23 protein-coding genes are annotated in these 26,654 nt (G+C 64.7%); 16 read left to right on the forward strand and 7 right to left on the reverse strand.

What is annotated here, in order from left to right; genetic code table 11:
* Window positions 1-34: 34 nt before the first annotated feature.
* On the reverse strand, window positions 35-391 hold the full coding sequence (locus AC066S_RS13760; RefSeq protein ID WP_478270022.1) for a DUF1304 domain-containing protein: 357 nt from the start codon (window positions 389-391) through the stop codon (window positions 35-37).
* Between the two features lie 99 nt (window positions 392-490).
* Between AC066S_RS13760 and AC066S_RS13765 the strand changes: the two genes are divergently transcribed.
* On the forward strand, window positions 491-1,033 hold the full coding sequence (locus AC066S_RS13765; protein ID WP_478269936.1) for a methylated-DNA--[protein]-cysteine S-methyltransferase: 543 nt from the start codon (window positions 491-493) through the stop codon (window positions 1,031-1,033).
* Window positions 1,034-1,186: 153 nt separating this feature from the next.
* Here AC066S_RS13765 and AC066S_RS13770 read toward each other — a convergent pair whose 3' ends face one another.
* Window positions 1,187-1,555, reverse strand: coding sequence for a nuclear transport factor 2 family protein (locus AC066S_RS13770; protein ID WP_478269937.1), 369 nt, complete (start codon window positions 1,553-1,555; stop codon window positions 1,187-1,189).
* Window positions 1,556-1,752: 197 nt separating this feature from the next.
* Here AC066S_RS13770 and AC066S_RS13775 point away from each other — a divergent pair, with 197 nt between their 5' ends.
* Window positions 1,753-2,640, forward strand: coding sequence for a LysR substrate-binding domain-containing protein (locus AC066S_RS13775; RefSeq protein WP_245481335.1), 888 nt, complete (start codon window positions 1,753-1,755; stop codon window positions 2,638-2,640).
* Window positions 2,641-2,730: 90 nt separating this feature from the next.
* Here the strand turns inward: AC066S_RS13775 and AC066S_RS13780 are convergent, their stop codons facing one another.
* Entirely contained in the window at window positions 2,731-5,520 is a 2,790-nt protein-coding gene (locus AC066S_RS13780; protein WP_126257101.1) for a [protein-PII] uridylyltransferase, read from the reverse strand.
* A 248-nt stretch (window positions 5,521-5,768) separates the two neighbouring features.
* Here AC066S_RS13780 and AC066S_RS13785 point away from each other — a divergent pair, with 248 nt between their 5' ends.
* The 3 genes from AC066S_RS13785 (at window position 5,769) to AC066S_RS13795 (ending at window position 9,191) form a co-directional block, all read left to right on the forward strand.
* Window positions 5,769-6,278 (forward strand): OsmC family protein, encoded by a 510-nt coding sequence (locus AC066S_RS13785; protein ID WP_126257102.1) that lies wholly within the window; start codon window positions 5,769-5,771, stop codon window positions 6,276-6,278.
* A 178-nt stretch (window positions 6,279-6,456) separates the two neighbouring features.
* A complete protein-coding gene (locus AC066S_RS13790) occupies window positions 6,457-7,269 on the forward strand; it encodes a hypothetical protein (RefSeq protein ID WP_478269938.1) in 813 nt (270 codons plus the stop codon).
* Between the two features lie 245 nt (window positions 7,270-7,514).
* Window positions 7,515-9,191 (forward strand): methyl-accepting chemotaxis protein, encoded by a 1,677-nt coding sequence (locus AC066S_RS13795; protein WP_126257104.1) that lies wholly within the window; start codon window positions 7,515-7,517, stop codon window positions 9,189-9,191.
* 95 nt (window positions 9,192-9,286) lie between these two features.
* Here the strand turns inward: AC066S_RS13795 and mutS are convergent, their stop codons facing one another.
* Complete coding sequence (mutS, locus tag AC066S_RS13800) at window positions 9,287-12,025, reverse strand: DNA mismatch repair protein MutS (protein WP_478269939.1); 2,739 nt, start codon at window positions 12,023-12,025, stop codon at window positions 9,287-9,289.
* A 288-nt stretch (window positions 12,026-12,313) separates the two neighbouring features.
* Between mutS and pcaF the strand changes: the two genes are divergently transcribed.
* The 7 genes from pcaF to AC066S_RS13835 all read left to right on the forward strand — a co-directional run bounded on the left by pcaF (window position 12,314) and on the right by AC066S_RS13835 (window position 19,044).
* Window positions 12,314-13,522 (forward strand): 3-oxoadipyl-CoA thiolase, encoded by a 1,209-nt coding sequence (pcaF, locus tag AC066S_RS13805; protein WP_126257106.1) that lies wholly within the window; start codon window positions 12,314-12,316, stop codon window positions 13,520-13,522.
* A gap of 116 nt (window positions 13,523-13,638) precedes the next feature.
* Window positions 13,639-14,532 (forward strand): dioxygenase family protein, encoded by an 894-nt coding sequence (locus AC066S_RS13810; protein WP_478269940.1) that lies wholly within the window; start codon window positions 13,639-13,641, stop codon window positions 14,530-14,532.
* Between the two features lie 125 nt (window positions 14,533-14,657).
* A complete protein-coding gene (gene pcaH, locus AC066S_RS13815; protein ID WP_478269941.1) occupies window positions 14,658-15,359 on the forward strand; it encodes a protocatechuate 3,4-dioxygenase subunit beta in 702 nt (233 codons plus the stop codon).
* The gene (gene pcaG / locus AC066S_RS13820; RefSeq protein WP_126257109.1) at window positions 15,360-15,950 is read left to right on the forward strand and encodes a protocatechuate 3,4-dioxygenase subunit alpha; all 591 of its coding nucleotides are present in this window, start codon (window positions 15,360-15,362) and stop codon (window positions 15,948-15,950) included.
* A 269-nt stretch (window positions 15,951-16,219) separates the two neighbouring features.
* Window positions 16,220-17,908, forward strand: a complete 1,689-nt coding sequence (locus AC066S_RS13825; protein ID WP_126257110.1) for a methyl-accepting chemotaxis protein — start codon at window positions 16,220-16,222, stop codon at window positions 17,906-17,908.
* 75 nt (window positions 17,909-17,983) lie between these two features.
* On the forward strand, window positions 17,984-18,784 hold the full coding sequence (locus tag AC066S_RS13830; protein WP_478269942.1) for a protein kinase family protein: 801 nt from the start codon (window positions 17,984-17,986) through the stop codon (window positions 18,782-18,784).
* Window positions 18,721-19,044, forward strand: coding sequence for a hypothetical protein (locus AC066S_RS13835; RefSeq protein WP_478270023.1), 324 nt, complete (start codon window positions 18,721-18,723; stop codon window positions 19,042-19,044). Before AC066S_RS13830 ends, AC066S_RS13835 begins: the two co-directional genes overlap by 64 nt.
* Window positions 19,045-19,179: 135 nt before the next feature.
* Here the strand turns inward: AC066S_RS13835 and AC066S_RS13840 are convergent, their stop codons facing one another.
* From AC066S_RS13840 to AC066S_RS13850, 3 genes are read right to left on the reverse strand one after another with little or no spacing between them, the layout of a single operon-like run.
* Window positions 19,180-20,736, reverse strand: a complete 1,557-nt coding sequence (locus AC066S_RS13840; protein ID WP_478269943.1) for an MDR family MFS transporter — start codon at window positions 20,734-20,736, stop codon at window positions 19,180-19,182.
* A gap of 24 nt (window positions 20,737-20,760) precedes the next feature.
* A complete protein-coding gene (locus AC066S_RS13845) occupies window positions 20,761-21,924 on the reverse strand; it encodes an HlyD family secretion protein (RefSeq protein WP_478269944.1) in 1,164 nt (387 codons plus the stop codon).
* A complete protein-coding gene (locus tag AC066S_RS13850; RefSeq protein WP_126257114.1) occupies window positions 21,917-22,399 on the reverse strand; it encodes a MarR family winged helix-turn-helix transcriptional regulator in 483 nt (160 codons plus the stop codon). The genes AC066S_RS13845 and AC066S_RS13850 overlap by 8 nt, the downstream gene beginning before the upstream one ends.
* Window positions 22,400-22,557: 158 nt before the next feature.
* Between AC066S_RS13850 and AC066S_RS13855 the strand changes: the two genes are divergently transcribed.
* The 4 genes from AC066S_RS13855 to AC066S_RS13870 all read left to right on the forward strand — a co-directional run bounded on the left by AC066S_RS13855 (window position 22,558) and on the right by AC066S_RS13870 (window position 26,479).
* On the forward strand, window positions 22,558-23,052 hold the full coding sequence (locus AC066S_RS13855) for a Fur family transcriptional regulator (protein ID WP_126257115.1): 495 nt from the start codon (window positions 22,558-22,560) through the stop codon (window positions 23,050-23,052).
* A gap of 99 nt (window positions 23,053-23,151) precedes the next feature.
* The gene (locus AC066S_RS13860; protein ID WP_478270024.1) at window positions 23,152-24,042 is read left to right on the forward strand and encodes a DMT family transporter; all 891 of its coding nucleotides are present in this window, start codon (window positions 23,152-23,154) and stop codon (window positions 24,040-24,042) included.
* A gap of 12 nt (window positions 24,043-24,054) precedes the next feature.
* On the forward strand, window positions 24,055-25,338 hold the full coding sequence (gene ispG / locus AC066S_RS13865) for a flavodoxin-dependent (E)-4-hydroxy-3-methylbut-2-enyl-diphosphate synthase (RefSeq protein ID WP_126257117.1): 1,284 nt from the start codon (window positions 24,055-24,057) through the stop codon (window positions 25,336-25,338).
* Between the two features lie 244 nt (window positions 25,339-25,582).
* Window positions 25,583-26,479, forward strand: a complete 897-nt coding sequence (locus AC066S_RS13870) for a TauD/TfdA dioxygenase family protein (RefSeq protein ID WP_478269945.1) — start codon at window positions 25,583-25,585, stop codon at window positions 26,477-26,479.
* Window positions 26,480-26,654 lie beyond the last annotated feature (175 nt).

Consider the following 26,654-nt stretch of genomic DNA (forward strand, 5'->3'; position numbering starts at 1 on the left):
CGCGACGCTGCGCCGTAGCGTCTCAGGCCAGAAACTAAGCCAGGAACAACGCAGCCAGCGCGATCACCGCCGGCAGCGCCTGCACCATCAGGATGCGTGGACTGACAGTCGCAGCGCCATAGGCGCCGGCCACGATCACGCAAAGCAGAAAGAACGCCTTGATCTGGAATGCGAAGGCCGGATTGCCGTGGACGAGACCCCAGACCAGGCCGGCGGCGAGGAAGCCGTTATAGAGGCCCTGATTGGCGGCCAGCACCTTCGTGATCTCGGCCTTCTCCGGCGTGTTGCGAAACACCTTCAGGCCCTGCGGCTTGTCCCAGAGAAACATCTCCAGGATCAGGAAGAAGACGTGCAGCGCGGCAACCAGCGCCACCAGGACATTGGCGATCAGGATCAAGGTGAGCTCCCCCAAAGCGTCAGCTTTCGGGTGGACGTTAGCATGGCCGGCATGGCAAGTGCGATGGGCGTGTTTCGATGCAGTGGTGCAGCAATGGCCAGCCGATCAACCAAACCTCCTGTAAGCTTCGGCCTCGATCGCCTGACGACGCCGATCGGCACAGCGCTGCTCGTTACCGATGCCGAAGGCGCCCTGCGCGCCCTCGACTGGGAGGACTACGAGCACCGCATGCGCGAGCTTTTGCGCCTGCATTACGGTGTGGTCGAGCTGAGCGGCCAGGCCGCGCCCGCGGCCATGCGGACCGCGCTGTCAGGCTATTTCGAAGGAGATCTCGGCCAGCTCCCGGGCATCGCGTGGCGCATCGCCGGCACGCCGTTCCAGCAGAAGGTCTGGACTGCGCTCGCGCAAATCCCCGCCGGCACCACGATGAGCTACGGCGCGCTCGCCGCAAAGATCGAGATGCCCAAAGCCATTCGCGCCGTCGGCCATGCCAATGGCTCCAACCCGATCAGCGTCGTGCTGCCCTGCCATCGGCTGATCGGCGCGGATGGCTCGCTGGTGAAGTATGGCGGCGGGCTGGAGCGCAAACGCTGGCTGCTGCGGCATGAGGGCGTGGAGGTTCGAGAACCCCTTTGAGAATGAGTGATTGGCGGCGGTGTGATGCAGGCTTGGGACGTGGACCCGAGCGAGCCGTGGCCGAACAGCTAGACCCGGGCTGCAAGGTTCTGCCCGCGCGGATGGGTCGTCGCGCGAACCTTCGGCTGCTCTCTCCTACGGTAACCGACTCCGTCAGACTTTCGACGTCATCACCTTCTGAACGATCTTCCAGGTCCCATTCACCTTCAAGCATGACAACAGATCGATCAAGGAACGTGGCGGGATTTGAAATTTCACCTTCAAGAGCGCGAGCTCTCCTTCAACGTCGATTGACACGATCTGATCATCCCGCGTGAAGCCCTGTTGCTTCGGAGCTTTCATGTTGCGGACCGCTGCCAGCCAGGTTGCAATCGGCGTCACGCCAACATTGCCGTCCTCGGCGATTTTCGTCACGGAACTCAAGGGATCAAATATGGACGCAAACTTCTCCGCATCCATTTCATAGGCAGCATCGAAATAGACCTGCGCAAGGGAACGCAAGGCGGAAACGTCTGTATCCATCGTCTTCCTCAAAGCTGTTGCACCGAGCTCATCCACGTGGCGCGGTAACTTGTGCTGAGCCTCAACCTGCTCCGCGTATCGGAAGATGCCGCAGGTCGTCTCCTTGCTCGCAAGACCTACGACAATGTAGTTTATGAGACTAGGCGTCTTGCTTGGCATAGGCTCGTGAACAGTATTCATAAATGATGACAAGCCAAATGAACGAACTTGCCGCGTTTGCAGTCGTGGCCAATGAACGAAGCTTTACACGCGCCGCGATAAAGCTTGGTGTATCTCAGTCTGCCTTGAGCCACACGATCCGGAGGCTTGAGCAGCGGCTCGAGCTGAAGCTGCTCGCGCGAACAACCAAGAGCGTTGCGCCAACCGCTGCCGGGGCCGCTCTTCTGGAAGACTTGTCTCCGGCCCTTGAGCAAATTCGTCAGGCCCTCGACAAAGCCCGAAGCGTTCGGCGCCGGCCTCAAGGTCGCCTTCGAATTGTGATGTCACGATCCGCTGCCGTGATGGTATTGTTGCCGCGGCTCAGAGCTTTCGCTGATGCCTACCCTGACATCGTTCTGGACGTTGTCACCGTCACTGGCCCCGTGGACCTCGTTGCAGGCGAGTTCGATGCCGGTATTCAGCTTGGCGAGTACATTCAAAAGGACATGATCGCGGTTCGTCTCACACCCGACCTGCGATTGGCGGTCGTAGGGTCGCCACGCTATTTCGCCTCACGACGCATCCCCGAAAAGCCAAAGGACCTCAGCGATCATCGGTGTATCACCCTGCGTCTTGCGGGTGGTCCATATCGGTGGGAGTTCGAGCAGGGACGAAAGTCGGTCACGATCAACGTGAACGGCCCGCTGATCATTGACGATACTCATCTGGTGATTCAGGCAGCGCTCGCTGGAGTTGGTATCGGACTCGCCTATGAAGAGCAGATCGCCAAATATGTCGCGCAACGCCGCCTCATTAGGGTGCTGGAGGATTGGACGCCGCCGATTCCCGGCTTCTTCATGTACTATCCCAGTCGTCAGCATCAACCAGCCACTCTGTCTGCACTCGTAAACGCGCTACGGCTCTCCGAACAGAAGTCGGCGCGGTGATTGGTGAGGTGTTGCATGCGCGTCGCGTCAATCTCTCCTTTCCTCAAACCGGCTCGCCGCGCAGCGGCGAGCCGCGGAATGACGCAGGAATCACGCCGCCGGCTGAACCGCTTTTTCGCCGGCCATCACATGGGTCAGCGCGCTCTTGATCGCGGCCTGGCGGGTCGGCGCGTTGATCTGAGCGCCCAGGAGATCGGTGACATAGAACACGTCGCGCGCGCGCTCGCCGAAGGTCGCGACGTGGGCTGACGCAATGTTGAGGTTGAGTTTCGAGATCGCCGTGGTCAGCTCGTAGAGCAGGCCGGGGCGATCGAGGCCGGAGACCTCGATCACCGTGTAGCGGTCGGACCATTGGTTGTTGATGGTCACTTCCGGCTCGATCACGAAGGGTCGCGCCTTGCTGCGCACGGTGCGCCGCGCCACCACCTCCGGCAGGCGCAGCTTGCCTTCCAGCACGTCCTCGATCATCTCGCCGATGCGGGTGGCGCGCCGTCCCTCGTCCTCGTCGCGGTCGTACTCCCGGGAGATCGAGATGGTGTCGAGCGCGCGGCCGTCGGTCGTGGTGTAGATCTGGGCGTCGACGATGTTGGCGCCGGCCGAGGCGCAGGCGCCGGCGATGATCGAGAGCAGCCAGGGATGGTCGGCTGCGAAGATCGTCAGCTCGGTAACGCCGCGCACCTCGTCGAAGCCGACATTGATCGCGAGCTTGTGGCCGGCCTGCTCGCTGGAGCGGACGAAGCGGGCGTGACGGATCTTGCGCGGCAGCTCGACCTTGAGCCAATAGGCCGGATAGTGCCGGCCGATATAGGCATCGAGCTCGTCCGCCGGCCATTCGGCAAAGGCCATGCGGAATTCGGCATAGGCAGCCGCGAGGCGCTTGCCGCGATCGACCTCCGAGAAGCCGCCCGTGAGCACCGGCTCGGTCTCGTAGTACAGCGAGCGCAAAAGCTGCGCCTTCCAGCCGTTCCACACGCCGGGACCGACGCCGCGGATGTCGGCGGTGGTCAGGATGGTCAAGAGCTTCATCTGCTCGACAGACTGCACCACGGCGGCGAAATTCTCGATGGTCTTGCGGTCCGACAGGTCGCGCGACTGCGCGACCGTGGACATGGTCAGGTGCTCCTCGATCAGCCAGGCGATGAGCTCGGTGTCGGCCGGACTGAAGCCGAGCCGCGGACAGAGCCGGCGCGCCACCTTGGCGCCGGCGATCGAGTGATCCTCCGGCCGGCCCTTGGCGACGTCGTGCAACAGCGTGGCGATATAGATCACCGCGCGGTGCTCGGGCCTCGTCTTGCGCATGAGATCGCTGGCGAGGGCGAACTCCTCGGCGCCGCCGCGCTCGATGTCCTGAAGGAAGCCGATGCAGCGGATCAGGTGCTCGTCGACGGTGTAGTGATGATACATGTTGAACTGCATCATCGAGACGATCTTGCCGAAGGCGCGGATGAAATGGCCGAGCACGCCGGTCTCGTTCATCCGTCGCAGCACGATCTCGGCGTTGTCGGAGGTCAGGATCTCCATGAACAGCCGGTTGGCCTCGGGATTTTCGCGAAGCTGCGCGTTGATCAGGCCCAGCGAACGCGTCACGCCGCGCATCGCATCCGGATGGAAGGCGAGATTGTTCTTCTGCGCGAGGCGGAAGATGCGGATCAGATTGACCGGATCGTGCTTGAAGACGTCGGGAGCGGCGACGTTGATGCGGTTGTTGTCGACGATGAAGTCGTCGCTGTCGGGGACGCGCCGCTTCACCGCGGTCGGCCGCAGCCGCGCCATCATCCGGCTCAGGACCGGCGCCGGCTTGGCCTGCTGGTCCTCGAGCTTGGCGCAGAGGATGGCGGTGAGGTTGCCGACCTCCTTGGCGACCAGGAAGTAGTGCTTCATGAAGCGCTCGACGTCCTGCATGCCGGGATGCGAGGTATAGCCGAGCCGCACCGCGATCTCGCGCTGGAGATCGAAGGAGAGGCGCTCTTCGGCGCGGCCAGAGTAGAAATGCAGATTGCAGCGCACCGACCAGAGGAAATCGGCGCAGCGACGGAAGCTGCGATATTCCTGCGCGTCGAACACGCCGCGCTCGACCAGCTCGCTGGTGTCGCGCACGCGGTAGACGTATTTGGCGATCCAGAACAGCGTGTGCAGGTCGCGCAGGGCGCCCTTGCCGTCCTTGACGTTGGGCTCGACCAGGTAGCGCGACTGGCCGCCGCGGCGGTGCCGCTCCTCGCGCTCGGCGAGCTTTGCCGTAACGAATTCCGAGGCGGTACCCTGCACCACCTCCTTGTCGAAGCGCGCGACCAGCTCGTCATAGAGCGGCCTGTCGCCGGTGAGGAAGCGCGTCTCCAGGATCGCGGTGCGGATGGTCATGTCACCGCGCGCCTGCCTAATCGATTCGTCGACCGAGCGCGTGGCGTGGCCGACCTTCAGCCCCATGTCCCAGAGGCAATAGAGGATGGCCTCTGCCACCTGCTCGCCCCAGGCGGTCTGCTTGTAGGGCAGGATGAACAGCAGATCGATGTCGGATTCGGGCGCCATCAGGCCGCGGCCGTAGCCGCCGGTCGCGACCACCGCCATGCGCTCGGCACCGCTCGGGATCGGCGAGCGATAGAGATGACGGGTCGCCGCCGAATACAGGATGCGGATGATCTCGTCCTGGACGTGACACAGCCGCTCGGCGCAGCGGCGGCCGTGGCGGTCCTTCAAAAGGATCTCCTGTGCCGCGGCGCGCGCTGCGATCAGCTCGGCCTTGAGCAATTGCGCCATGGCGGTGCGGAACGCGTCTTCGCGCCCCTGATGCTTTTCGACAAGCGCATCGACCGCGGCGGTGATCCGCGCAGTGTCGAAACGATCGTCCACCTCGGCCCTATGCTCAGTCGCGACGCTGTCCATATCTCACCGGATATAAGAGGTGACGGGCGCTGTCACGAGACTTCGTGAGAGGTCGACAGATGAACCTGGTTACCCGGATGGGAGGGTCGCTGCGCCGCTCTTGATAAGGGCCTGTAACATCATGAATAGATTAGAGTTTCGGGTCTGAGTTCCGGTTGCTCATGGCAGCTTCCATCAATCATGGGCTGACACGAAACGGATCGCCTTCTATACCGCTCGTCAAACGCGATGTGCCGGGAGAGAACAAGATGGACGCCGCCCAACTGCGCCAGCTGCAGGCTCCGATCAAGGAGCGCTACAAGACCGATCCCAAGACCGCGTTGATCACACTGAAAGCCAAGGGCTCCACCGACAGCGAAGGCATCGCCTGCAAGGTCGAGACCGGCCGCGCGATCGCAATGGCGGGCCTGCACCCGGGCACCGGCGGTTCCGGTCTCGAGCTCTGCTCCGGCGACATGCTGCTCGAAGCCTTGGTCGCCTGTGCCGGTGTCACGCTGAAATCGGTTGCGACCGCGATCGAGGTGCCCTTGAAGACCGGCAATGTCTTTGCCGAGGGCGATCTTGATTTCCGCGGCACGCTCGGCATCGACAAGGAAACGCCGGTCGGCTTCGCCGAGATTCGTCTGCGCTTCGAGGTCGACACCGACGCGCCGCAGGACAAGCTCGATCTCCTGCTCAAGCTGACCGAGCGCTATTGTGTCGTCTACCAGACCATCAAGAACGGCCCGAAGGTCTCGGTGTCGATGCAGCGGATGTGAGGCGAAGGTCGCTACTCCACGATCGGTGTCGTCCCGGGGCGCGCCGCCTGGCGCGAGCCGATACCCAACCCCGGGCCGTCGAGATCTCGGACGGTCGTTGCTCCAGCTCTTGAACCACTACGGCCTTTGGTTATGGATTCCGGGCTCGCGCTTCGCGCGCCCGGGAATGACAGACAGAATGTCACCCGACCTTCACTTCATCCTCTTCCTGCTCCTGCGCATGGCGATCGCGGCGACGTTCGTCGTGACGGCGTCGATCATCACCGAACGCGCGGGACCGGTGATCGGAGCGCTGGTCGCGACCCTGCCGATCTCAGCCGGTCCGTCCTACGTCTTCCTCGCACTCGATCACGACGCCGCCTTCATCGCGCAGGGCGCGCTGGCGAGCCTTCCGATCAATGCGGCGACCATCTTCATGTGCCTCACTTATGTCGTGCTGGCGCAGCGGTACAATCTTCTGGTGAGTTGTGGCAGCGCAGTCGCGGTCTGGATCGTGCTTGCATCGATCGTCCGTCAGTTCGACTGGCTGCTCACCGCCGGGTTGGCCGCGAACCTGATCGCCTTCGGCATCTGCATTCCGCTCCTAGCCGGATACCGCCACGTGAAGATGCCGCTGGTGACGCGCCGCTGGTATGACGTTCCGATGCGGGCTGCGCTGGTGGCGATGCTCGTCGCCATCGTGGTCTCGACCTCGGGCTGGGTCGGTCCCCGCATCAGCGGCATCATCGCGCTGTATCCCGTCGTGTTCTCCAGCATCATGGTGATCCTGCATCCGCGCATCGGCGGCCCGCCGACAGCCGCCGTGCTCGCCAACTCCGCCTGGGGCCTGCTCGGATTCGGCACGGCAATCGCAGTCCTGCACGTGGCGGTGGTGTCGTTCGGATCGAGCGTCGGTCTGTGTCTCGCGCTCGGCACCTGCGTTGCTTGGAATTTCACGCTGTGGTGCATCGGGATTGCGTCGCGGCGGCGGTCAAGGCCGCGCCTGCGCTAAATGCCGCGAACATAAGCGGGATCTCGATCTTCTCGCGTGACACGTCGCTGATGAGTTCGAGATATCAACAGCCGTGATCGAGGTGGGCTGCGACGTCGCGGCGTGTTTCCGATACACATATTAGAAGTTTGTTTGAACTTGTTCTCTACAATTGTCTCGTAAATTCCCGTCCCGCGTAAAGCATATCCTTCTCGCTCCGTAAGTTTACGGAGTGCAGTACAAACCGGGTCGATATTGGAGAGATCATGTTCAAGCGCAAGTCGAATACCGACGCAGTTACGTTGATGGCGGCCAAGGTCGTGAGCGCCAATCTGATGGTTGCGGATAACGACCTCAAGATCATCTACATGAACAACGCTGTGACGGATTTGCTTCGAGCAGCCGAGGCCGATCTCAAGAAGGAGCTGCCGCACTTCAATGTAGACACGCTCGTCGGGACCAACATCGACGTGTTTCACAAGAACCCGCAGCATCAGCGCCAGATGCTTGCGAGCCTCAACAGCGTGCATCGCGCGATGATCGAGGTCGGCGATCGGAAATTCGACCTCGTTGCAACTCCCGTGAAGAACGACGACGGCAGCCGCGCGGGAGTTGTGGTGGAATGGTCCGACGCCTCGGTCCGTCTGCAGAATCTCGACTACGGAGCGCAAGTTGCCGCCGCCAACCGTTCGCAGGCGGTCATCGAGTTCAACATGGACGGTACGATCGTCACTGCCAACGCCAACTTCCTTGGCGCGCTCGGTTATTCGCTGGCCGATATCAAGGGCAAGCACCACAGCATGTTCGTCGAGCCTTCAGAGCGCGATGGCGCCGCCTACCGCGAGTTCTGGGCGGCACTCAACCGAGGTGAATACCAGGCCGCCGAATACAAGCGCATCGGCAAAGGCGGCAAGGAAGTGTGGATCCAGGCCTCATACAATCCGGTCTTCGACGAGAAGGGTAAGCCCTTCAAGGTCGTGAAGTTTGCGACCGACGTCACGGCGCAGAAGCTGAAGAACGCCGATCTCGCCGGCCAGATCGCGGCGATCGACAAGGCCCAGGCCGTGATCGAGTTCAACATGGACGGCACGATCATCACCGCGAATGCCAACTTCCTCGGCGCGCTCGGCTATTCGCTGGCCGAGATCAAGGGCCATCATCACAGCATGTTCGTCGAGCCGAGCGAGCGCGACAGCGGCGCCTATCGCGAGTTCTGGGCGGCGCTCAATCGCGGCGAATACCAGGCGGCCGAATACAAGCGCATCGGCAAGGGCGGCAAGGAGGTCTACATCCAGGCCTCCTACAATCCGATCATGGATCTCAACGGCAAGCCGTTCAAGGTCGTGAAATACGCCACCGACGTCACCAAGCAGGTGCTGGTCCGCATGGGCAACGAGCGCGTGCGCGGCATGATGGAATCGGTCGCCGCGGGTTCGGAGGAGCTGAACGCCTCGGTGCGGGAGATCTCCGAGGCGATGACCAAATCGCGCGAGACCGCGATGAGTGCGGTGGATCAGGTCGCCACCGCGGACGCCCAGGCGCAGCGCCTCACCGAAGCCGCGCAGGCGATGAGCGGCATCGTCGAGCTGATCAACAACATCACCGGACAGATCAACCTGCTCGCGCTCAACGCCACGATCGAATCCGCACGCGCGGGCGAAGCCGGCCGCGGCTTCGCGGTGGTCGCCTCGGAGGTCAAGAGCCTCGCCAACCAGGCCAAGCAGGCTACCGACAAGATCGGCGCGGAGATCGGCAGCCTCAACGGCATCTCCGGCGACGTCGTCAACGCGCTCGGTTCGATCAAGCAGGCCATCAACAACGTCAGCGAATACGTGACGTCGACGGCCGCGGCGATCGAGGAGCAGAGCACCGTGACGAACGAGATGTCGACCAGCATGCAGCGCGCCGCGGCGGAAGCGGCGGCGATCGCGGCGCGGGCGTAGGCTATCCAGCCTGCATTTGTAGCCCGCATGAGCGCAGCGATATGCGGGGACATACGTCCCCGGATGTCGCTTCGCTCATCCGGGCTACGATGCCACTATTGCTTCGGCAGCCTGGCCTTCAATGCATAGAGCGCATCCAGCGCCTCGCGCGGCGACATCTCGTCGGGGTGCAGCGCCTTCACCGCTGCGATCAGCAGCTCGGCCTCGCTCGGCGGGGCGGCTTCCGCTGCGGCGCGCGAGGGCACGGCGAACAGCGGCAGGTCGTCCACCAGCGCGCGCGCGGTCTGGCCGCGGTCCTGTGCCTCCAGCTTGGAGAGAACCGACTTCGCGCGCGTGATCACCGCCGGCGGCAGGCCGGCGAGTTTGGCCACCTGGATGCCGTAGGAGCGGTCGGCCGAGCCCGGCAGCACCTCGTGCAGGAACACGACATTGCCCTGCCACTCCTTCACCCGCACGGTGGCATTGAACATTCGCGGCAGCTTGGCCGAGAGCGCGGTCAGCTCGTGATAATGCGTAGCGAACAGAGTGCGGCAACGGTTACTTTCGTGCAGATGCTCGATCGCGGCCCAGGCGATCGAGAGCCCGTCGAACGTCGCGGTGCCGCGGCCGATCTCGTCCAGGATCACCAGCGAGCGCTCGCCGGCTTGATTGAGGATCGCCGCGGTCTCGACCATCTCCACCATGAAGGTGGAACGGCCGCGAGCGAGATCGTCGGCGGCGCCGACGCGCGAGAACAGCCGGTCGACGATGCCGATCCGCGCCCGCGCGGCCGGCACGAAGCTGCCGATCTGGGCGAGCAGCGCGATCAGCGCGTTCTGGCGCAGGAAGGTCGACTTACCGGCCATGTTGGGACCGGTGAGTAGCCAGAGCTGGCCGGATCTTTGGCCGGGCGCCGGCGACAGATCGCAGGCATTGGCGATGAACGGCTCGCCATTGCGCTTCAGGGCCTGCTCGACCACGGGGTGGCGGCCGGCCTCGATCGCGAAGCCGAGGGAACCGTCCACGTCCGGTCGCACGTAATTATCGTCGACCGCGAGTTTTGCGAGCGATGTCGCGACGTCGAGCAAGGCAAAAGCGTGGGCAGCGGCGCGCAGATCGTCGCTGATCGCCGTGGCCTTCGCCGACAGCCGCTCGAAAATCTCGAGCTCCAGTCCGAGCGCACGGTCGCCGGCATTGGCGATCTTGGCCTCGATCTCGCCGAGCTCGGAGGTGGTGAAGCGCACCTGCCCTGCCAGCGTCTGGCGATGGATGAAGGTCGCGTTCAGCGGCGGCGACATCAGCTTGTCGCCGTGCTGCGCGGTGACCTCGACGAAATAGCCGAGCACGTTGTTGTGGCGGATCTTGAGGCCTTTGACGGAGGTCGCGTCGGCATAGCGGGCCTGCATCGAGGCCACCACCAGGCGCGAGGCGTCGCGCAGGTTTCGCGCTTCGTCGAGGGCAGGCTCATAGCCCTGGCGAACGAAGCCGCCGTCACGCTTGATCAGCGGCAGCTGCTCGTCCAGCGCGCTGGCGAATTCCGCCGCAAGCTGGCGCGACGGCCTTTGCAGCGCTGCCATCACCGCCGCGATCTCCTGCGGCGGCTCATCCACTTCGGAGAGCCGCGTCAGCACCTGGTCCGCGGCGATGATGCCGTCGCGGATGCCGGCGAGATCGCGCGGTCCGCCGCGACCGACCGAGAGACGGGCCAGCGCCCGCGACATGTCGGGCGCGCCGCGCAAGATGCTGCGGATGTCCTCGCGCGCGGCTGAATCGGCAACGAAGGTGCTGACCGCATCGAGCCGGCGCGCGATGGCGGGCGCATCCGTCAGCGGCGCCGCCAGTCGCTGCGCCAGCAGGCGCGAGCCCGCCGACGTCACGGTGCAGTCGATCGCATCGAGCAGCGATCCCCGGCGTTCGCCGGCGAGCGTCCGCGTCAGCTCGAGATTGGCGCGCGTGGCCGGATCGATCGCCATGGTCGCGCCGGAGGCCTCGCGCGCGGGCGGCGACAATGGCGGATGCTTGCCGACCTGGGTGCGGTCGACATAGGTGATTGCGGCGGCCGCGGCGGTGGCCTCGAGGCGGGTCAGCTGCGCCAGCCCGTCCATGGTCGCGACCGCGAAATAGTCGCACAGTCGTTTCTCGGCGGTGGCGCCATCGAAGACGTCGCGGGTCAGCGGCGTCACCGCCGGCAGCTCGCGCAGGGTCTGTCCGAGCTCGCTGTCGTTATAGAGCGCGTCGGTGATGATCGCCTCGTTCGGGTTGATGCGCGCCAGCGTCGCGGCGAGCTCGCCGGCGGAGCATTCGGTGACCATGAACTCGGCGGTCGAGATGTCGATCCAGGCAAGACCGAAGCGATCGCCGCCGCCGGAGGCGCGGGCGCGCGCGATTGCCAGCAGGTAATTGTTGGCGCGCGCGTCGAGCAGCGTGTCCTCGGTCAGCGTGCCCGGCGTGACCAGCCGCACCACGCCGCGGCGGACCACGCTCTTGTTGCCGCGCGCTTTCGCAGCGGCGGGATCCTCGGTTTGCTCGCAGACTGCGACCCGGTGTCCGGCCGAGATCAGACGGTGCAGATAGTCCTCGGAGCGCTCGACCGGCACGCCGCACATCGGGATGTCGGCGCCCTGATGCTTGCCGCGCTTGGTCAGGACGATGCCGAGCGTCTTGGAGGCGATCTCGGCGTCCTCGAAGAACAATTCGTAGAAATCGCCCATCCGGTAGAACAGCAGGAGGCCCGGATGCGCCGCCTTGATCTCCAGATATTGTTCCATCATCGGCGTGACGCGCGCGGCGGCTTCCGCCGGTGGTGCGGGCGCTTCGTCGGCGGGCGGTGCTGGGATCGGCTGTTGCATCGTCATGGGCTGCGCAACCTACAAAATTTCGGCACCTGCTCCTATCGCTTTGGCCGGAGAGACGAGGTTTTCCACGTTGTCCGCGTGGGGCGAGGAACTGCCACATTTCCCGTCGTCATTCCGGGATGCGCCGGGCTCGCCCTTCGGGCGCCCCGGAATGACGAGGGAATTTCATGACGCCGATCCGAATACGCCACCCGCGAAACCGTCAATTGACCTGCCGCGGGCGCCCTCCTAAAACTCCGCCGTCATTGAAGAATTTGGGCCGAACCGCGGCATTCAGGGAGAACAACGATGCGTGACGTCTTTATTTGCGATGCCGTGCGGACCCCGATCGGCCGCTTCGGCGGCTCGCTCGCCAAGGTGCGCGCCGACGATCTCGCCGCCGCCCCGATCAAGGCGCTGATGGCCAAGCACCCCAATCTCGACTGGGCGCAAGTGGACGAAGTCTTCTTCGGCTGCGCCAACCAGGCCGGCGAGGACAACCGCAACGTCGCGCGCATGGCGCTCCTGCTCGCAGGTCTGCCGGATTCGGTTCCCGGCCAGACCCTGAACCGGCTCTGCGCCTCTGGCCTCGATGCGGTCGGCGCCGCGGGCCGCGCCATCCGCTCCGGCGAGATCGAGCTCGCCATTGCCGGCGGCGTCGAGTCGATGACCCGCGCGCCGTTCGTGATGGGCAAGGCGCAGGAGGCCTTCTCGCGCTCCGCCGAGATCTTCGACACCACAATCGGCTGGCGCTTCATCAATCCGCTGCTGAAGGCGCAGTACGGCGTCGACGCCATGCCGGAGACCGGCGAGAACGTCGCCGAGGAATTCCAGGTCTCGCGCGCCGACCAGGACGCCTTCGCGATCCGCTCGCAGCAGCGCGCCGGCAAGGCGATCGCCTCCGGCTATTTTGCGGAAGAAATCACGCCGATCACCATTCCCGGCGGCAAGGCCGGCCCCATCACCGTCGACAAGGACGAGCATCCGCGTCCCGAGACCACGCTGGAAGGCCTCGCCAAGCTGAAGCCGATCGTGCGCAACCCGGGCACCGTGACCGCCGGCAACGCCTCCGGCGTCAATGACGGCGCTGCCGCGATGATCCTGGCTTCGGAGCTAGCTGTGAAGAAGCATGGCCTGACGCCCCGCGCCCGCATCCTCGGCCTGGCCTCGGCCGGCGTGCCGCCGCGCATCATGGGCATTGGCCCGGTGCCCGCGACCCGCAAGCTGATGGAGCGCCTCGGCAAGAAGATCAGCGATTTCGACCTGATCGAGCTCAACGAGGCCTTCGCCTCCCAGGGCATCGCCTGTATGCGCCAGCTCGGCGTCGCCGATGATGCCGATTTCGTCAATCCGCATGGCGGCGCCATCGCGCTCGGTCATCCCCTCGGCATGAGCGGCGCGCGCCTCGCGCTCACCGCCGTCCACGGCATGGAAAAGCGTGGCGGCAAGCTCGCACTCGCCACCATGTGCGTTGGCGTCGGCCAGGGTGTGGCCGTTGCGATCGAGAAGCTGAACTGACCGGACGCATAGCGTCCGGTCATCCCGGAGCCGCCCGATAGGGCGGAATCCGGGATCTCGAGATTCCGGGTTCAGCCCTGTCGGGCTGCCCCGGAATGACAGGGAGAAATAGTGGCATGATCATCGAGCGCGAGCAGGACGTCACGGCCGCGGCACTGGCGGTGATGGAGCAGACCTCCGATCCGCGCATGCGCCAGATCATGCGCTCCCTGGTCAAGCATCTGCATGCCTTCGTCCGCGATGTCCGCCTGACCGAGAAGGAGTTTCGCGACGCCACGGCTGTTATCGCCGAGCTCGGCAAGCTCTCGACCGACACGCACAACGAAGTCGTGCTGATGGCAGGCTCGCTCGGCGTTTCCTCATTGGTGTGCCTGCTCAACAATGGCGATCAGGGCAATACGGAAACCGATCAATCACTGCTCGGGCCGTTCTGGCGGCTGAACTCGCCGCGGGTCGAGAACGGCGGCTCGATCGTGCGCTCGGAGACCCCGGGCGCGCCGCTGTTCGTCAGCGGCCGCGTTGTGGATAAGGATGGCCGTCCCGTTCCCGGCGCCGAGGTCGATGTCTGGCACGCGTCCCCGGTCGGCCTCTACGAGAACCAGGATCCTGAACAGGCTGACATGAACCTGCGTGGCAAGTTCACGACCGACCAGGATGGGCGCTTCTCCTTCCGTTCGGTGATGATGGTCGGCTATCCCATCCCGACCAATGGCGTGGTCGGCCGCTTGCTGGCGGCGCAGGGCCGGCATCCCTATCGACCCGCGCATCTGCACGCCCTGATCTTCAAGCCCGGATTCAAGACGCTGATCTCGCAGGTCTACGATCCCGCCGACCCGCATATCGACAGCGATGTGCAGTTCGGTGTGACACGGGCTCTCATCGGCAAGTTCCAGCGCCATGATTCGCCGCATCCGGCAGTGCCGGACGTCGTTGCGCCCTGGTATTCGCTCGATCACACCTATCGGCTCGAAGCCGGCGAGGCCACGCTGCCGCGGCCACCGATTAAATAGGCGCTTCAGGCCAAATCCGGCGCGTACTGGCCCCAAAACCCGCTTTCCCCAATTAGTTATATCCTATAATGATTGCCGGAAGCGTTGACCGGCCGGACCGAAAATGGCCGGGGAGGAGTTCGCCTATGACGTTCATCTATCCCACCGACAGCAACAAGGCGCATCCGCTGCCGCTGTCGCCCGATTACAAGAGCTCGATCAAGCGCGCGCCGAACAAGCCCTTGATCCCGATGCGGCATACGTTGTCGGAACTCACCGGCCCGGTCTATGGCCACGAGACCGTGCGTGAGGGCGACAACGATCTCACCCTCCAGCACAGCGGCGAACCGCTCGGCGAGCGCATCATCGTCCACGGCCACGTGCGCGACGAGGACGGCCGGGGCGTACCGAGCTCATTGGTCGAGATCTGGCAGGCCAATTCCTGCGGCCGTTACGTCCATGTCCGCGACCAGCATCCGGCGCCACTCGATCCGAATTTCACCGGCGCGGGCCGCACCGTGAGCGATGCGTCCGGTTACTATCGCTTCGTCACCATCAAGCCCGGCGCCTATCCCTGGGGCAATCACCACAATGCCTGGCGGCCGGCGCACATCCATCTGTCGGTGTTCGGACATTCCTTCGTCACGCGCCTCGTGACGCAGATGTACTTCCCGAACGATCCGATGTTTCCGTTCGACCCGATCTTCAACTCGGTGCCGGACGAGAAGGCGCGGGCGCGGATGGTCTCCTCGTTCGATCTAGAGAACACCCAGCCCGAATGGGCGCTGTGCTACCGGTTCGACATCGTGCTGCGCGGCAAGAACGCCACCCCCATGGAGAACAGCTAAGTGCAGGATAATGGGATCACGCCGTCGCAGACCGTCGGCCCGTTCTTCAAATACGGCCTGACGCCGACCGGCGAGTACGCCTGGAACGACGCATTCACGCACTCGACGCTGACCCCCGACGTCACGGGCGACCGCATCCGTATCGAAGGCCGCGTGTTCGACGGCGATGGTGTCGCCGTGCCGGATTGCATGTTGGAGATCTGGCAGGCGGACGCGAAGGGGCGCTTTGCCGACCCGCAGGACACGCGTGCGCTGCCGAATGCGAGCTTCCGCGGCTTTGCCCGTTGCGGCACCGACAAGGACGGCCATTACGCTTTCGAGACCATCAAGCCGGGCGCGGTGCCGGATCCCGACGGCAAGCCGCAGGCGCCGCACATCCTCGTTGCGGTGTTCGGCCGCGGCATGCTGCGGCACCTCTACACCCGCATCTATTTCAGCGACGAGTCCGGCAACGCCGCCGATCCCGTGCTGGCGCTGGTGCCCGCCGATCGCCGTGCCACGCTGATTGCCGTGCGGGAGGCTGGCAAGTCCATCTACCGGCTCGACCTGCGGCTCCAGGGCGACAACGAGACGGTGTTCTTCGACGTCTGAGCAATGCGCGCCCGGGGGCCCGGTCCTCGGCGCGCATCTCGCATTATGTGCAAATAGGTGCATCAAAGGCCGATGCTGCGTTGCATCAGGCTCGAACGCTGTCTTCCCACTCTGGTGCTTCAGCCTCGCTGACTCAAATTCCGATTGGCTTGGCGACAATTCCCGTACTTGTGCGGGATTCGCGCGACACAATTCCGGCGCGAAGCAATTCCGTATTTACCGTATTGGTCTAGGGTGGTCGCAGTTTCGACGTCGCCCCGGATTGTTTCATGAAATTTCGTCTGTCGTTGTCCTCTGCGATCGTTGCGTTTGGCATCGTTCTCGCCATCGGCTTTGCCGCCGTGGTTTCGACCAGCCTGTACGCCTTGAAAGAGCTCAAGGTCGGCGGTCCGCTCTATTCCGACATCAAGCTCGGCAACGACCTCATCGCGGACATTCTGCCGCCGCCGGAATATGTCATCGAGGCTTATCTCGAGGCGACGCTGGCCATGCGTGAGCCGGATCAGCTGGCGGCCCACGGAGAGCGCCTGGTTCAGCTCCGCAAGGACTACGACGAGCGCAAGGCCTTCTGGGTCTCCTCCAGCCTCTCGGCCGACCTGAAGACGGCGCTGGTGTCGAAATCCGACGCCGAAGTGCAGAAATTCTGGAAGGCGTCCGACCAGCTCCTGCCGGCCCTCAAGGCCAAGGATGCGGCTGCGTCGGAGCGCGCTTATGCCCAGCTCAAGGAGGCCTACACCGCGCATCGCGCCGTGATCGACAGCATCGTCGAGAGCGCCAACAAGCAGAATGCCGCCATGGAGAAGCTGGCCGCAGACCGCGACAGCTCGATGCTTTGGATCCTCCTCGGCGTCTCCGCCGCCGTCCTGGCCTTTGTTGCCGCGGGCCTGCTCGGCGTTGCCGTCGGCGTGGTGCGCCCGATCGTGCGCATGACGGACACGATGCAGAAGCTTTCGACCGGCGATCTCGCCGCCGACATTCCGTTCACCCACCGCCAGGACGAGGTCGGCTCGATGGCGGGTGCGCTTGTGGTGTTCAAGCAGGCGGCGGTCGAGAATTCCCGCCTGCGCGAGGAACAGTTGCGGCAGGAGCAGGAGGCGGCGCTGGCCAAGCGTGGCGCGCTGCAACAGATGGCGGAGACCGTCGAGCGTGAGACCGGCCGCTCGGTCGACACCGCCAGCGCGGCGAGCCAGGGCGTGGAGCGGGTTGCCACCAGCCTGTCCGAGATTGCAAGTTCGCTCTCGGCAGAGTCGCAGGCCGTCGCCGCAGCCTCCACCCAGGCGCTCGGAAGTTCGCAGACCGTCTCGGCCGCGGCCGAGCAACTGAGCGCCTCGATCCGCGAGATCGCGAGCCAGGTCGCGCGGACCAGCACGGTCACGAAATCGGCGGTCGCCGGCCGCGAGCAGGCGCGTTCGACCATCCAGGCGCTGGCCGGATCGGTGAAGAAGATCGCCGAGGTTTCCGACCTCATCGGCGGCATCGCCGGCCAGACCAACCTGCTGGCGCTCAACGCCACGATCGAGGCAGCGCGCGCCGGGGAGGCCGGCCGCGGCTTCGCCGTGGTCGCCGCCGAGGTGAAATCCCTGTCGGACCAGACCGCCAAATCCACCGAGGAGATCGCGCGGCTGATCGCCGAGATCCAGGCCTCGACGCAGGCCGCGGTCGATGCCGTCGAGACGATGGGAGCGCACATCGTCGAGATCGACGGCGTGGCGACCTCGGTCGCCGCTGGGATGGAACAGCAGGACGCCGCGACGCGGGAGATCGCGCGGTCGATTTCCGAATCGGCGACTGCGGCGAAAGAGGTCTCGGCCAAGATCGGCAATGTCAGCCGCGACGCCGCCTCCGTGAACGAGCGCGCCGCGGAGGTCAGGCAGGCGATCGCCGGCATGGCGACCAATCTCGAACAGCTACGGTCGGTCGTGGTGCGGACCGTGCGCGACTCGACCGCGGCAGCCTGAGCTCGGCGGCATCTCGGCTGCTGGTGTCCGGGGGGCGATCGTGCAGTATGGCGCGGGACAGGGGCATCGTGGTTCATGACTACTCTACAATTGCCGGCGGTCGTTGAGCCTGCCCGACTGACGGCCGCGCTGCGCCGGGGCGGCGTGCTGGACGCAGGCGCGGTGCGCGAGGTGAAGGTGCTGCACCAGCGCGACACCCTCGTGTCCCATATCGTCCGGCTTGGCCTGCGCTATGTCGGCGAATCCGCCGGCGCCCCGCACTCGCTGATCCTGAAGACCGCGAATTCCGCCTTCGCCGAGAAACTTGCCAACGGCGGCCGGCGCGAGGTGGAATACTACACGCAGCTGACGCCGAGCATGCCGCCGGGACTCGTGCCCAGCTGCTTCGACGGTCATTTCGACGAGGACAGCCTCGCCTGGCATCTTCTGCTCGAGGACCTCACCGACAGCCACGACGTCGCGGCGGCCTGGCCGCTGCCGCCATCGCGCGATCAGGCGATCGCGATCGTGACGACGCTCGCACGCTGGCATGCGGCCTGGTGGGACCACCCGGGCCTCGGCGATTCCATCGGCACCTTCGCGAGTCCTGAGGATAGCGCGGAGCGCATGGAGACCTTCGCCGGACATTACGACCGCTTTGCCGATTATCTCGGTGATCGCCTCAGCGAGGAGCGGCGCACGCTCTATCGGCGTCTCATTGATCAATCGGACCGGCTGTCCCAGCGCTACCACTCACGCCGTCATCTCAGCATCACCCATGGCGATGCCCATGTCTGGAATTCCTGGTGCCGCGCGCGGGCGTCGCCGACACCGTGCGGATCTTCGATTTCGACCTGTGGAGCATCAACGTTCCGACCCATGATCTCGCCTACATGATGGCGATGCATTGGTATCCGGAGCGCCGGCAGGCGCTCGAACGCGCGCTGCTCAATCTCTACCATGACACGCTGATCGACAGCGGCATCACCGGCTATACGCGCGGCGCGCTCGATCGCGACTACCGCTGGGCCGTGCTCTGGCAGATCACGAGGCCGGTCTGGCAGTGGAGCATCAACATCCCGCCGGTGATCTGGTGGAATAATCTGGAGCGGGCGATGGCGGCGGTGGACGATTTGGGCTGCGAGGAGTTGTTGTAGCCCGGCTCTTGTCCCGGGCGCGGTGCAGCGCGTAGCGATGCGCCGCAACCGGGACCCATCGCGCCGCAGGCATGGGCCCCGGCTCTGCAGCGCATCACTTGCGTGCTGCGCTGCGTCCGGGGCACGAGAGATCTACTACTCCATCACCGCATGTTCCGGCCCGGCCGCCTGCCTGCGCAGCGTGGCCTTGGTCGAGCCGATCAGAAAGGCGAGCGGGATGGTGCAGAGGATGAAGATCATCACCAGCTGGTAGTCGTGGGCGAAGGCGATGATCTGCGCCTGCACGCTGACCATCCTGTCCGCCATGGCGCGGCCGGCGTCGGTCGACAGATTGATCAGGCCCCTGACGTCCGGCATCTGCAGCGCGTGATTGAACGGGTTGATGTGCTCGGAGAGAATCGCGTAGGTCCGCCGCGTTCCCTGCGTCAGCTCGGCGATGACCACGGAAATGCCGACCGAGCTCGCGACGTTGCGCATCAGGGTCAGCATCGCGGTGCCGTCGGTGCGCAGGTCGTTCGACAGTGTCAGAAAGGCCACGGTCGAGAGCGGCACGAAGACGAGGCCGAAGCCGAAGCCCTGGATGACGCTGACGGTCACGATCTCCGGCACCTGGGTCAGGTCGGTCCAGCCGGTCATCTGGAACAGGGAGCCCGCAGTCAGCGCCAGGCCCGAGATGATGAGCGTGCGCGCCTCGAAATAGCGCATCATGCGGCCGACCAGCATCATCGCGAAGAAGGTGCCGATGCCGCGGCTCGCCAGCAGCAGGCCGGCGGTGATGATGGGATAGCCGATCACGTTCTGCATGTAGGGCGAGGCCAGCGCCATGGTCGAGAACAGCACGAGCCCCATCACGACCATGAACACGCAGCCGGTGACGAAGTTGCGATCCCGGAACAGCGCGAAGCGTATGAACGGTGTCGAGGTCGTGAAGGAGTGCGCGAGGAAGAAGTAGAAGGCGACGGCCGAGACGATGAACTCCGCCAGGATCTCGCCCGATTCGAGCCAGCCCAGTTGTTCGCCGCGGTCCAGGGCGAGCTGCAGCGAGCCGATCGCGATTGCCAGCGCGGCGAAACCGAACCAGTCGAATTTGAGGCTGAGGTCCTTCCTGGTCTCGTCCATGAAGAGGATCAGCCCGAGCACGGTGATGGCGCCGAACGGCAGATTGACGAAGAACACCCAATGCCAGGAATAGGTCTCGGTGAGCCAGGCCCCCAGGGACGGCCCCATGATTGGGCCCATCATCACGCCCATGCCCCAGATCGACATCGCCTTGGCGCGCTCCTGGAGCGTGTAATAGTCGAGCATGACCGATTGTGACAGCGGCACCAGGGCGGCGCCGAACACGCCTTGCAGCAGGCGGAACAGCACCATCTGGTTGATGTCCTGCGCGAGGCCGCACAGCACCGAGGCCATGGTGAAGCCGGCCGAGCAGATGATGAAGATGCGCTTGCGGCCGAAACGGTTGGCGATCCAGCCCACCGGCGCCGTCATGATTGCGGCGGCGACGATGTAGGAGGTCAGCACCCAGTTGATCTGGTCCTGCGAGGCCGACAGCGAGCCCTGCATGTATGGCAGGGCGACGTTGGCGATGGTGGTGTCCAGCGCCTGCATGACGGTCGCGGTCATGGCGCAGATCGTCACCATGTTCCGGCGCAGGCCGGGGACCATCAGGCTGGCATTGGCGTCGGACATCGGATCAGTCTTTGCTTTATCGGTTTAGTCCTTGTCCTGACTCGCGGTCGCCGACAGGCCGAGGAGGCCGGCGAGCGAGCGCTGATGGCCGGTGTCGATGGTGGCATAGACGCTCATGCCGGCCTTCAGCTTCCGCACGTATTTGTCGGTCTCGTCGAAATAGATGCGGATCGGCACGCGCTGCACCACCTTGACGAAATTGCCGGTCGCGTTCTGCGGCGGCAGGATCGCGAATTGCGCGCCGGTGCCGGGCGACAGCGAGCCGATCTTGCCCTTGAAGACATGGCTCGGGAACGCGTCGACCTCGAGCGTGACGGGCTGCCCGGCGGAGACGTGGGTGAGGTCGCTCTCCTTCGGATTGGCGTCGACCCAGGGGTGGGCGACGTCGATGATGGAGAATACCGGCGTGCCGGCGGCGACGTAGCGGCCGAGCTGGATCTGCTCGACCTGCGTCGCCACGCCTTCCATCGGCGCGCGCAGCACGGTGTGATCGAGGTTGCGCTGGGCATCGTCCAGCTTGGCCTTCGCCTGCGCGTAGGGCGGGAATTGCTCCAGCGGCAATTCGGGGTCGCCGAGCAGCTGCGTCCTGGCGTTGGGGAGTTGCTGCTTGATGTATTGCGCCTGCGCGCCGGCGGTGACCAGTGCATTCGAGGCGTTGTCGAGGTCGAGCTGCGAGCCGAAATTGTTCTTCACCAGCGCCTGCTTGCGCTCGACATCGCGCTTCTTCAGATCGATGCCCTGCCGGGCCAGATCGAGCATGTCGCCGTAGATCTTGATGTTGGCGACGAGGTTGTCATAGGTCGTGCGGGCCTGCGCGAGCTGCGCCTTGGCCTCGTCCACCGCGAGGCGGAACGGAACGGGGTCGATCTCGAACAGCTCGTCGCCGCGCTTGACCGACTGGCCCTCCTTCACGACCACCTTCAGGATCTTGCCGGAGATGTCGGGCGTCACCAGCACTTTCTGGGCGCCGACATAGGCGTCGTCGGTGCCGACATAGCGGCCGCCATGCAGGTAGAAGGTGACACCGCCGATGGCGACGATGACCGGCAGCACGACCAGGAGCAGGAAACGGCGATAGCGGCGCAGGCCCGCGACCAGGCGGCGGCGCGGGTCGGTGCCCGCTTTCTTGGTGGGCTTGCCGCTCTCGGTTTTCTGCTCGGGCTGGAACTTGAGGACTTGGTCAGCCATAGCGCTGCTCCTTGCGTGCTTGCTCAGCGCCGGATCTCTGGATCGCGGTGCGCACGTTTTCCTTGATGGTCTCGAGCTGGGACAGGAGGCGGTGGGCGTCCGCCGGTGCGATGCCGTCGAGCGCGTTGGCCGTCAGCTCGGACTTCAACCCGCCCATCCGGCCCAGCAATTGCCGGCCGGCCTTCTTGAGATAGAGGCGCTTGACGCGGCGGTCCGAAGCGTCGTTGCGGCGCTCGATCCAGTCATTGTTGCAAAGCTTGTCGATCAGGCGGGTCAGCGTGATCGGCTGCATCTCGAGCAGCTCGGCGAGTTCCGATTGCTTCATGCCCTCGCTGCGCTCGACCTTGGCCAGCACCGCCCATTGCGCGCGGGTAATGCCGAACCGCCTTGCCTCCTTGTCGGCATAGACTCGCAAGAGGCGGTAAAGCTCGCCCAGCGTGAACAGGAAGTTCTGGTCGACGGACCCGCGGCTCATGAGCTTGGTCTCCAATAAGCTCGAAATATAATAAGCAAGCTTACGATTATTCCCATGGCGAGTTCAGAGGAGGCTGCCCCGCAGCGTGAGCATGGCTGGCAGCCGTCTGCACGGTCGCGCTTTGGGTTCCCCGGCCCGGATGCTAAGATTGTCGGTGCATGACCCTCGCCAAGCCGGCATTTCCCGCGCCCGATCACGATCACGGCCGCTGCACTGCGGACGCGCTGGCGCATGCCGAGGAAGTTTGCGAGCAGCGCGCGCAGAAATTCACGCCGATCCGCCGCCAGGTGCTGGCAGCGCTGCTCTCCAGCCATCGCCCACTCGGCGCTTACGAGGTGATCGACGAGCTCGCCAAGTCCATGTCGCGGCCGGCGCCGATCACGGTCTATCGCGCGCTCGATTTCCTGATGGCCAACGGTCTCGTGCACCGCATCGAGAGCCGCAACGCCTACCTCGCCTGTGCCGCCCACGACCACGACGCGACCTCGGCGGTGGCGTTCCTGATCTGCGAGCGCTGCGGCCTAGTCGGGGAGATCCCGTCGGGGTCATTCGCCGGGGATCTCAATGCCGCGGCACGCAGCTCGGGCTTTGCTCCGAAACTGTCCGTGGTGGAGATCACGGGCGTCTGCACCCATTGCCAGAAAGCTGCATAGAGCAACAACGGCGCAAAGCCGGTTTTTCGGGAAGACATGTCCTCATCACCAGCTAACCACGCCGCCGCACGTCCCCTCAGTGCCGGCGCCATCGCCCTGATGCTCATGCTGTGCCTGACCTGGGGGTTCAACCAGATCGCGGTGAAGCTGGTGCTGCCGGACATCCCGCCGATGCTCCAGGCTACGATCCGCTCGGCGGGCGCGCTGCCGGTGCTGTTCATCATCGGCACGTTTCGCGGCGTCAAATTCTTCGAGAACGACGACACCTGGAAGCCGGGCCTGATTGCCGGGCTGATGTTCGGCATCGAATTCGTGCTGATCTTCCAGGGTCTGCGTCTCACCTCCGCGTCGCGCGCGGTGGTGTTCCTCTACACCGCGCCGTTCTTCGTTGCGCTCGGCTCCTACCAGGTGCTTGGCGAGCGGCTCGGCGCCTCGCAATGGCTGGGCCTCGCCATCAGCTTTGCCGGCGTCGCCCTCGCGATCGGCGTGCCGCAGCCCAATGTCGATTCGCATGTCCTGCTCGGCGACCTCATGATCGTCGGCGGCGCCGCGCTGTGGGCGGCAACCACGCTGGTGGCCAAGGGCACGCGGCTGCGGTTTGCCGCGCCCGAGAAGGCGCTCGGCTATCAGGTCGCCACCTCGATCCCGATCCTGGGGCTCGCGGCCTGGCTGTTCGGCGAGAGCATCACCCACATGCCGGCGCCGCTGTCGCTCGGCCTGATGGCGTTCCAGGCGATCTGGGTGGTTGGAACCACGTTCACGCTTTGGTTCGCGCTGGTGAAGGCCTATTCGGCCAGCAAATTGTCGGCTTTTACCTTCATCACCCCTTTGTTTGGCGTGGTGGGTAGCTATTTCATCATGCACGACACCCTAAGCCTGGCATTCGGGGCGGCTGCCCTCCTTGTAATTGCTGGGCTTTTTCTGGTTAACCGTCCGAGCCAAACGGCTGCGGCGCCGGCTGATGCATTGCTGAACGTCACCAAAACCTGATATTTGGACCCCATGAACAAGCCCGAAACCACCATCGATTCCGACATCGCGGGGCCTGCACCGCGCCATCGTACCACCCAGGTCAAGGTCGGCGACGTCGCCGTCGGCGGCGGTGCGCCGATCGTCGTGCAGTCGATGACCAACACCGATACCGCCGACATCGACGGTACCATTGCCCAGGTCGCAGCGCTGGCGCGCGCCGGCTCCGAAATGGTCCGCATCACCGTGGACCGCGAGGAAGCCGCGGCCGCCGTTCCGCACATTCGCGACGGCCTCGCCAAGCGCGGCATCACCACGCCGCTGATCGGCGACTTCCACTATATCGGCCACAAGCTGCTCGCGGCCTATCCGGCCTGCGCCGAGGCGCTCGCCAAGTACCGTATCAATCCCGGCAATGTCGGCTTCAAGGACAAGCGCGACACCCAGTTCGCCGACATCATCGAGATCGCGAACAAGAACAACAAGCCGGTCCGCATCGGCGCCAATTGGGGCTCGCTCGACCAGGAGCTCTTGACCAAGCTGATGGACGAGAACGCAGCCTCCGCCAATCCGCGCGACGTCCGCGCCGTGACGCGCGAGGCCATGGTGCAGTCCGCGTTGCTCTCGGCGGCGCGCGCCGAAGAGCTCGGCATGCCCAAGAACCGCATCATCCTCTCCGCAAAAGTCTCGGCAGTGCAGGATCTGATCGCGGTCTATCAGGACCTCGCCAGCCGTTCCGATTACGCCATCCATCTCGGCCTGACCGAAGCCGGCATGGGCACGAAGGGCATCGTGGCGTCCTCGGCCGCGCTCGGCATCCTCTTGCAGCAGGGCATCGGCGACACCATCCGCATCTCGCTGACGCCTGAGCCCGGCGGCGATCGCACCCGTGAAGTGCAGGTCGGCCAGGAGCTGCTGCAGACCATGGGTTTCCGCACCTTCGTGCCGCTGGTCGCAGCGTGCCCCGGCTGCGGCCGCACCACCTCGACCACGTTCCAGGAGCTGGCGCGCTCGATCCAGGATTTCATCCGCGACGAGATGCCGGTCTGGAAGACGAAATATCCGGGGGTCGAGGAGCTCAACGTCGCGGTGATGGGCTGCATCGTCAACGGCCCGGGCGAATCCAAGCACGCCAATATCGGCATCTCGCTGCCGGGCACCGGCGAAGCGCCGGCGGCGCCCGTCTTCGTCGACGGCAAGAAGTTTCGCACGCTGCGCGGCCCCACCATCTCCGCCGACTTCAAGGCGCTGGTGATCGACTATATCGAGCAGCGTTACGGCCAGGGCGCCAAGGTGCCGGTGACCGCGGCGGAGTAATTTCACTCAGCTGCAGCCCGCGCTCTGCTCGTCGCCCCCGCGAAGGCGGGGGCCCATAACCACAGGCCGTTGTGGTTATGGTGAGCTGTCGCTCCGAATCTTCGTCAAACCCGATCCTGTGGTTATGGGTCCCGGGCTCGCGCTTTGCGCGCCCCGGGACGACGGCTGTGTTTGCAGCGCAGATTGCGTATCTGTCACCGCGCGCTACGATGGCTCTCAATCAATAATGATTGGGAGCACACCCATGAGCTCACTCGCCGGCAAGCAGGGGCCGCGCTATCGCCACACGGCCGAGGACGGCGCGCCCTATGAGACCATCGCGGTCGAAAAGCTCACGCCGATCATCGGCGCGGAAATCTCCGGGGTCGACATCGGCTCGCTCGTCTCGGGCGATGCTCGTTCCAACCGGCAGATGGACGAGATCCACCGCGCGCTGGCCGAGAACCTCGTCATCTTCTTCCGCGACCAGCATATCACGCCGCAGCAGCATCTCGCCTTCGGCCGCAAGTTCGGCGAGCTGCATTTTCATCCCGCCGCGCCGCATGAGGACGAAGACCCGGCCTTGATGAAGATCTACGCCGACAAGAACTCGCCGCGGGCCAACGGCGAGGGCTGGCACTCCGATGTGTCCTGCGATCTCGAGCCGCCGATGGGCTCGATCCTCTACATCAAGCAATGTCCGCCGCGCGGCGGCGACACGCTGTTCGCCAGCATGTACGCCGCCTACGAGGCGCTGTCGGATCGCATGAAGGCCTATCTCGACGGGCTCACCGCGCTGCACGATGGCGAGCCGATCTATCGCGGGCTCTACGCCAATTACGGCGTCGCCGATCGTCCGTCCTATCCGCATGCCGAGCATCCCGTGGTGCGCACGCACCCGGTCACCGGCAAGAAGGCGCTCTACGTCAATCGCGGATTCACCCGCCACATCAATGGCATCCCCCGCGACGAGAGCGATGCGATGCTGGCCTATCTGTACCAGCACGCCGAAAATCCGCTGTTCCAATGCCGCTTCCGTTGGACCGAGAACGCGATCGCGTTCTGGGACAACCGCTGCACCCAGCACCGCGCGATGTGGGACTACTGGCCGCACACGCGCTCTGGCACGCGCGTGACGGTGAAGGGGGAGTGGCCGGTCTAGGCCGCGGTGCCGTAGGGTGGGCAAAGCGCAGCGTGCCCACGCATTTTTTGCGATCGAGAGAGATGGTGGGCGCGGCGCAAGGGCGCCTTTGCCCACCCCTACGACATGATCTGTGCAGCTCCTGCGTTGACGTCCTGCCGGTCCCGCGCCAATCTTCCCGAAAGCAAATCGGGGG

Source organism: Bradyrhizobium sp. CFUWI (assembly GCF_056429085.1).